The sequence below is a fragment of the Mesorhizobium sp. M2C.T.Ca.TU.002.02.1.1 genome (assembly GCF_003997225.1).
Genome location: NZ_RZTO01000218.1, coordinates 1 through 8,086 on the forward strand (window position 1 = coordinate 1; position 8,086 = coordinate 8,086).

7 protein-coding genes are annotated in these 8,086 nt (G+C 64.6%); 3 read left to right on the forward strand and 4 right to left on the reverse strand.

Annotation, left to right across the window (positions count from 1 at the left end):
- The 3 genes from EOD07_RS14010 to EOD07_RS14020 all read left to right on the forward strand — a co-directional run.
- Window positions 1-2,035: aldehyde dehydrogenase family protein (locus EOD07_RS14010; protein WP_127235888.1), on the forward strand; the 2,035-nt coding region annotated here is incomplete at its 5' end.
- A 375-nt stretch (window positions 2,036-2,410) separates the two neighbouring features.
- Window positions 2,411-3,142, forward strand: coding sequence for an SDR family oxidoreductase (locus EOD07_RS14015; protein ID WP_127235889.1), 732 nt, complete (start codon window positions 2,411-2,413; stop codon window positions 3,140-3,142).
- 173 nt (window positions 3,143-3,315) lie between these two features.
- Window positions 3,316-4,161, forward strand: a complete 846-nt coding sequence (locus EOD07_RS14020; protein ID WP_127235890.1) for a fumarylacetoacetate hydrolase family protein — start codon at window positions 3,316-3,318, stop codon at window positions 4,159-4,161.
- A 206-nt stretch (window positions 4,162-4,367) separates the two neighbouring features.
- Here EOD07_RS14020 and EOD07_RS14025 read toward each other — a convergent pair whose 3' ends face one another.
- The 4 genes from EOD07_RS14025 to EOD07_RS14040 form a co-directional block, all read right to left on the reverse strand.
- Window positions 4,368-5,366, reverse strand: coding sequence for an ABC transporter ATP-binding protein (locus tag EOD07_RS14025; RefSeq protein ID WP_127235891.1), 999 nt, complete (start codon window positions 5,364-5,366; stop codon window positions 4,368-4,370).
- A gap of 15 nt (window positions 5,367-5,381) precedes the next feature.
- Window positions 5,382-6,443: a Gfo/Idh/MocA family oxidoreductase gene (locus EOD07_RS14030; protein WP_127235892.1), complete on the reverse strand. Its 1,062-nt coding sequence runs from the start codon at window positions 6,441-6,443 to the stop codon at window positions 5,382-5,384.
- A gap of 250 nt (window positions 6,444-6,693) precedes the next feature.
- The gene (locus EOD07_RS14035; protein WP_112128389.1) at window positions 6,694-7,533 is read right to left on the reverse strand and encodes a carbohydrate ABC transporter permease; all 840 of its coding nucleotides are present in this window, start codon (window positions 7,531-7,533) and stop codon (window positions 6,694-6,696) included.
- 8 nt (window positions 7,534-7,541) lie between these two features.
- Window positions 7,542-8,086, reverse strand: a 545-nt coding sequence (locus EOD07_RS14040; protein WP_164772240.1) for a sugar ABC transporter permease, incomplete at its 5' end; no start/stop codon positions are given.

Consider the following 8,086-nt stretch of genomic DNA (forward strand, 5'->3'; position numbering starts at 1 on the left):
GCTGGAGTCGATCGACAACGGCAAGCCGATCCGCGAGAGCCGCGACATCGATGTGCCGCTGGCGATCCGCCACTTCATTCACCACGCCGGCTGGGCGCAGACGCTCGAGAAGGATTTCCCCGATCACAAGCCGGTCGGCGTCGTCGGACAGGTCATCCCGTGGAATTTCCCGCTGCTGATGCTGGCCTGGAAGATCGCGCCGGCGCTTGCCGCCGGCTGCACGGTGGTGCTGAAGCCGGCCGAGTTCACGCCGCTTACCGCGATCCTCTTCGCCGAGATATGCGAGCGTGCCGGCGTGCCGAAAGGCGTCGTCAACATCGTCCAGGGCGGACCGGAGGCGGGTGCTGCCATCGTCAATCATCCCGGCGTCCAGAAGATCGCCTTCACCGGCTCCTCCGAAGTCGGCAAGATCATCCGCAAGGCCACCGCCGGGTCGGGCAAGAAACTGTCGCTGGAGCTCGGCGGCAAGTCGGCCTTCATCGTTTTCGAGGATGCCGATCTCGACAGCGCCGTCGAAGGGTTGGTCGACGGCATCTGGTTCAACCAGGGCCAGGTCTGCTGCGCCGGCTCGCGGCTCCTGGTGCAGGAAGGTATCGCGGAAGCCTTCATCGCCAAGGTCAAGGTCAGGATGAGCCGGCTGCGTGTCGGCAGCCCGCTCGACAAGAACACCGATATCGGCCCGTTGGTCGACCGCACCCAGCTTGATCGCGTCAAGGGCCTGATCGCCGAGGGCGCGAAACAGGGCGCGGTCTGCTGGCAGCCGGATGCCGCCGTGCCGACGACCGGCTATTATCACCTGCCGACGCTTGCCACGGGTGTTTCGCCGGCCAACATCCTGGCACAGGAAGAAGTCTTTGGCCCGGTGCTGGCGACGATGAGCTTCCGCAACACCGAGGAGGCGATCGAGCTCGCCAACAACACGCGCTACGGCCTTGCCGCTTCGGTATGGAGCGAGAACGTCAATCTGGCCCTGCATGTCGCGCCGCAATTGAAGGCGGGCGTCGTTTGGGTCAACGGCACCAACATGTTCGACGCTGCCTGCGGCTTCGGCGGTTATCGCGAGAGCGGCTTTGGCCGTGAAGGCGGTCGCGAAGGCATGTTCGAATATCTCGCCGCCAAGCTCCCCGTCGGCCCCGCTATCAAGCCGGCCGCGGCCGGCTCGGTGCAGCCGGTCGAGCAGGCCGACGGCATGGCCATCGATCGCACGGCAAAGCTGTTCATCGGCGGCAAGCAGGCCCGGCCGGACGGCAACTATTCACTGGCCGTCGCCACCGCCAAGGGCAAGCTGGCCGGCGAAGTCGGCCTCGGCAACCGCAAGGACATCCGCGACGCCGTCGCCGCTGCCCGCGCCTGCAAGGCCTGGCCGGATGCGACCGCCTATAACCGCAGCCAGGTGCTCTATTATTTCGCCGAGAACCTTTCGGGCCGCGCCGATGAGTTCGCCGCGCGCCTCGTCCAGCTCACCGGCGTCACCGCCAAGGCCGCGCGCGAGGAGGTCGAGCAGTCGATCGAACGGCTGTTCCTCTATGCCGGCCTCGCCGACAAGTTCGAGGGCCGCGTCCATCAGCCGCCGGCCCGTGTGGTGACGCTTGCGCTGCATGAACCTGTCGGTGTCGTCGGCATCGTCGCGCCGGACAACCAGCCGCTGCTCGGCTTGATCTCGCTGCTGGCGCCGGCGCTCGCCATGGGCAACACCGTGGTCGCCGTTCCGTCCGAGCGGCATCCGCTTCTTGCCACCGACCTCTACCAGGTGATCGAATATTCCGACTTGCCTGCCGGCGCCATCAACATCGTCACCGGACGCAGCGCCGAGCTCGCCGGGGTGTTGGCCAAGCATGACGATGTCGACGGGCTCTGGGTGTTCGCCGATGCCGACACCTGCGCCAAGGTGGAGGCCGACTCCATTGGCAATCTCAAACGCGTCTGGACCGGCAATGGCCGCACGCTCGACTGGGCCTCGAACGAGGCGGCGGGCGAGCCCTTCCTGCGCCGTGCCATCGAGGTCAAGAACGTCTGGGTACCCTACGGCGACTGACGCCTCGAGGCGTGTCGCGTCTGAATGAGCCAAGGCGGCGGGACCTATTGTCCTGTTGTCATACAAGCCGTTGCATCCGGGCTGGCGATATGCATTAAAGCAGCCGCGAAGATGATCGCGTTCGGGCTTGACGCTCGTCGGCGTGTTCTTTAACGAGAAAAAACATCTTCATCTGTGAAGCGGGAATCTGACCGCACGATGCCGTCTGTCTGGCACACGACGCTGGGGTCAGCCCTCGATAGAGGCGGATGCGCGAGAGCAATTCCAGGAAAAGGGTGAGCGGTTTTCCGCCGGGAATTGTGTCGGACAAGGAGATAGAGCGGTTTGCCGTTTCCGTGAAACGGTGAGACGCTCCGGGCAGGCGAGGAGAAAAACATGGCGGATTTGGCAGGCAAGGTGGTCGTCGTCACCGCGGCGGCGCAAGGCATCGGCCGGGCGAGCGCGCTGGCTTTCGCCAAGGCGGGCGCCACGGTTCATGCCACCGATATCAATGAGCCGCTGCTGGCGGAGCTGGGCGAGACGGCCGGTATCAAGACCCGTAAGCTCGACGTGCTGAACGACGCGGCCGTCGCCTCCGCCTTCGCAGAGATCGGCCGGGTCGATGTGCTGTTCAACTGCGCCGGCTTCGTCCATGGCGGCTCGATCCTCGAGATGAAGGACGAGGACCTCGACTTCGCGGTCAACCTCAACGTCCGTTCGATGATCCGCACCATCCGCGCCGTGCTGCCGGGCATGCTGGAACGCGGCGACGGCTCGATCATCAACATGGCCTCGCTGGCAAGCTCGCAGAAGGGCGTGCCGAACCGCTTCGTCTACGGCCTGACCAAGGCGGCCGTGGTCGGCCTGACCAAAGCGGTCGCCGCCGATTATGTCGCCAAGGGCATTCGCTGCAACGCCATCTGCCCCGGCACGGTCGAAAGCCCGTCGCTGCAGGACCGCATGCATGCCCAGGGCGACTATGAGGCTGCCCGTGCGGCCTTCATAGCCCGCCAGCCGATGGGCCGGCTCGGCACGCCGGAGGAGATCGCCGATCTCGCCGTCTACCTTGCCGGCGCCACCTACACCTCGGGGCAGGCCTATAACATCGATGGCGGCTGGTCGATCTGACGAAAGGCTCGGATATCGACGGGGCGGTCGGATCGAAACGTCTGAAAATCTCGACGATTTGGCGGCATAGCAGCAAGGCTCGCTTGCCGCCGGTGTGGTCGGCGACTAGGGTCCGCTGGCTTTGATGGGAATTTGCAAAACCGGCCCCTGGCCGCAAGGTGGAGAAAGTTGAGATGAAGTTGTTGCGCTATGGCGAAGCTGGCAGCGAGAAGCCCGGCCTGCTCGACGCGGATGGGGTGATCCGCGACCTTTCCGCTCATGTCGCCGACATCGCCGGCACGGTGCTTCATCCGGCCTCGCTGGAGATGCTCTCCAAGCTCGACCCGAAATCGCTGCCGGTGGTCTCCGGCAAGCCGCGCCTGGGCGCCTGCGTCGCCGGCACCGGCAAGTTCATCTGCATCGGCCTGAACTATTCCGATCACGCCGCCGAGACCGGCGCCACCGTGCCGCCGGAGCCGATCATTTTCATGAAGGCAAGCTCGGCGATCGTTGGGCCTGATGACGACGTGCTGATCCCGCGCGGTTCGGAAAAGACCGATTGGGAAGTCGAGCTCGCCGTTATCATCGGCAAGACGGCGAAGTATGTCAGCGAAGACGACGCGCTGGATTATGTTGCCGGCTACGCCGTCGCGCATGACGTGTCGGAGCGCGCCTTCCAGGCCGAGCGCCAGGGCCAGTGGACCAAGGGCAAGTCCTGCGACACGTTCGGCCCGACCGGCCCGTGGCTGGTCACCAAGGACGAGGTCGCCGACCCGCAGAACCTGAAGATGTGGCTGACCGTCAACGGCAAGACAATGCAGAACGGCTCGACCAAGACGATGGTCTATGGCGTGAAATATCTGGTCTCCTATCTCAGCCAGTTCATGTCGCTGCATCCCGGCGACATCATCTCCACCGGCACTCCGCCCGGCGTCGGGCTCGGCATGAAGCCGCCGGTGTTCCTGAAGGCCGGCGACGTCGTCGAGCTCGGCATCGAAGGGCTCGGCCAGCAGAAGCAGACGTTCAAGGCGGACGAGTAAGCACAGACCTCCCCTTCCCCCCCTTGTGGGGGAAGGTGGCCGCGAAGCGGCCGGATGAGGGGTGCTGGAAGGATCTCGGCGAAGCAGGATAAACGCCTGGAATCCTTCTATCTTTGAGGGCGCAGTCCGCTGGAGCGCCCCTCATCCGTCTCGGCGCTGGCGCGCCGATCCACCTTCTCCCACAAGGGGAGAACGAAAAAGGCGTGCTACCTCAACACCTTCCCATCCGCGCCGAACCGGTACGTCTTCGCCGCATCCGGCGTCGCGTAGAGCGTCGCGCCCGGCTCGGCATTGTAGACGCCGAAGATGCGCACCGTGATCAGCCCCGCCTTCTCGCAGTCGAGATAGAGGTTGGTGTCGGCGCCGAGATGCTCGGCATGCACCACCGTGCCTTTCCAGGCGCCGGACTTCGCGTCGACGGTGAGGTGTTCCGGCCGCACGCCAATGGTCTTGGCGGTTTCGCCGAGCCGCGTGCCGTCGATGAAATTCATCTTCGGCGAGCCGATGAAGCCGGCGACGAATTCGTTGGCCGGCGCATTGTAGAGCTCCATCGGGCTGCCGATCTGCTCGATGCGGCCGGCATTGAGCACCACGATCTTGTCGGCCAGGGTCATCGCCTCGACCTGGTCGTGCGTGACGTAGATCATCGTCGCCTTCAGCCGCCGATGCAGCTGCGCGATCTCCAGGCGGGTGTTGACGCGCAACGCAGCGTCGAGGTTGGACAGCGGTTCGTCGAACAGAAAAAGCTTCGGCTCGCGCACCACCGCGCGGCCGATGGCGACGCGCTGGCGCTGGCCGCCCGACAGCTCCGCCGGCCGGCGCTCCAGATAGGGCTCGAGCGACAGCATGGCGGAAGCGATCTTGATGCGGCGCTCGATCTCGGCCGCTGGCGTGCCGGCCTGCTTCAGGCCCAGCGCCATGTTGTTCTTCACTGTGAGGTGCGGGTAGAGCGCATAGGTCTGGAACACCATGGCGATGCCGCGCTTCGCCGGCGGTGTGACGGAAACATCCGCGCCGTCGATCAGCACGCGGCCGGAGGTCGAATCCTCCAGGCCGGCGATGACGCGCAGCAGTGTCGATTTCCCGCAGCCGGACGGGCCGACGAAGACGACGAATTCGCCATCCGTCACTTCGAGGTCGATGCCCTTCAGCACCTCGACCGGCCCGAAAGCCTTCTTCACATTCTCGATCTTCAGCGAGCCCACGGCTTCGTTCCTGTTCTAGAGTTTGACGGCGTTGCCGCTGCGCACGCTCTCGTCGGCGGCAAGGCAGACGGCGAGCGATTTCACGGCATCGTCCATGTGGCGGGTGAGGTCGATATTGTCGCGGATGGCCTTGAGCAGGAAAGCCTGCTCCAGGTCGCAGAGCTCCTGGTGGCCCGGCTCGCCCTCCATCGACAGCAGCTGGTCTTCCCTGGCGAATTTGCCGTCCGGCCCGGTCGCCGCGCTGTGCAGCCGGATGGTCGAGGTCTTGGTGTGGGTGTCGATGTCGTCGGACTTGACGCCCTCCTTCATCACGATCGAGACGCAGCCCCTGGGCGACATCACGTCCTTCACGAAGAAGGCCGTCTCTGAGATCATCGGTCCCCAGCCGGCCTCGTACCAGCCGACCGAGCCGTCCTCGAACAGCACCTGCAGGTGGCCGTAATTGTACATCGATGGCGCGATCTCGTCGGTCAGCCGCACGCCCATGCCGCGCACCTCGACGGGTCTTGCGTCGGTGATTTGCAGCATCACGTCGAGATAATGCACGCCGCAGTCGACGATCGGCGAGGTCGTCTGCATCAGCTGCTTGTGCGTCCCCCAGGTATGGCCGGAGGACTGCTGGTTGAGATTCATGCGGAAGACATACGGGCCGCCGAGCCTGCGCGCCTCGGCGATGAGGCGGATCCAGGACGGATGGTGGCGCAGGATGTAGCCGATCACCAGCTTCCTGCCGTTGGCCTTGGCGGCATCGACGACGCGTTGCGCGTCGGCCACCGTCGTCGCCAGCGGCTTCTCGACGAAAACATGGCAACCGGCCTCGAAGGCCCGCACCGCGTAGTCGGCATGGCTGTCGGAATAGGTGGCGATCGCCGCCACGTCCGGCTTCTCGTCGCGCAGCGCATCCTCGAAGGAGCGCCTGATGCCGTAGTCGCCAAGTCCGTCCGGCAGCGGCACGTCGGAGCGGTTGACCAGCGCGGCGATCTCGAAGCCTGGGTTGTTATGGTAGGCGAGCGCATGGCTGCGGCCCATATTGCCGAGCCCGGCGACGACGACGCGAAGGGGTGTTTCAGGGCTCACAGAGCTACTCCGACGGTTGCACTTTCTCTTGAGACGGTGTCACCCCACACGGCGCTTCGCGCCGACCTCCCCATCAAGGGGAGGTAGGAGGTCGTCGCTTCACTCTCAGCCGCCCCGGGGTTCAGTTCGGTGCAGCTTATTTGGCGGTAGAGGTGTTCACGCCGACGCCCTACCTCCCCTCGATGGGGAGGTCGGCGCGCAGCGACGGGCGGGGTGAAGCGCCGACCGAATGCGATTAGCAACCCCCCGCTCACTTCACCGCTCCCGATGTGATGCCGCGGATCAGCTGCCGCGAGAAGATGACATAGAGGATGAGCACCGGCAGGATCGCCAGCGACAGCGCCGCCAGGATGGCGTTCCAGTTGGTAACAAACTGGCCAAGGAAGAGCTGGGCGCCGAGCGTCACCGTCTTGGTCTGTTCCGAAGGGGCCAGGATCAGCGGGAACCACAGGTCGTTCCAGATCGGGATCATCGTGAAGACGGCGACCGTCGCCATCGCCGGCCGCACCAGCGGCAGGACAAGGCGGAAGAAGATCGTGTATTCCGAAAGCCCGTCTATGCGGCCGGCATTCTTCAGATCGTCGGATACCTGCTTCATGAATTCCGACAGGATGAAGATCGCCAGCGGCAGGCCTTGCGCGGTGTAGACCAGGATCAGCGCCGCCAGTGTGTTGACCAGCCCGGTCGCCACCATCAATTGCAGGATGGCCACGGTGCCGAGGCGGATCGGGATCATGATGCCGAGCGCCAGGTAAAGCCCCATCAGCGTGTTGCCGCGGAAGCGGTATTCCGACAGCGCGAAGGCGGCCATCGCCCCGAACAAAAGCACGAAGAACAGCGACAGCACGGTGACGACGAGGCTGTTCTGGAAATAGTGGAAGAAATCGCCCTGGCCGAACACCGTCGTGTAGCCGATCAGGTCGAAGGTCTTCGGCGTCGGCGGCGTCAGCGGCGCGCCGAAGATGCCCGCGCGGGACTTGAACGAATTCATCACCACGAGGATCACCGGAAACAGCGCGATTACCGTGTAGGTGATAAGGATCGCGTGGGCGCCGATGGTGCGGGGAAGCGAACGGGTGGCTGTGCTCATGGCGCGCCTCAGAACTGGTAGCGACGCAGGCGCGTCTGCACGAGGAACAGGTAGACGCAGACGCCGGCGAGGATGATCAGGAACATGATCGTGGCGATCGCGGCGCCCATATTTGGATCGCCGACCTGCAGCTGGAAGCCGAAGAAGGCGCGATAGAGGAAGGTGCCGAGGATGTCGGTGGAATAGTTCGGCCCGGCGAGCGCCCCTTGCGCGGTGTAGATCAGGTCGAAGGCGTTGAAATTGCCGACGAAGGTCAGGATCGAGATGATGCCGATCGAGGGCAGGATCAGCGGCAGCTTGATCTTCCAGAACTGCGCCATGCCGGTGACGCCGTCGCATTCGGCCGCCTCGATCACCTCGTCCGGGATCGACAGCAGCGCCGCGTAGATGAGCATCATAGGGATGCCGACGAATTGCCACACCGACACCAGGCTGAGCGCGGTGAGCGCATATTGCTCCTTGCCAAGCCATGGCGTGAAGAAGCTCTTCAGGCCGACGAAGTCCATCAGATGCGGCGCCACGCCCCAGATCGGCGACAGGATCAGCTTCCAGG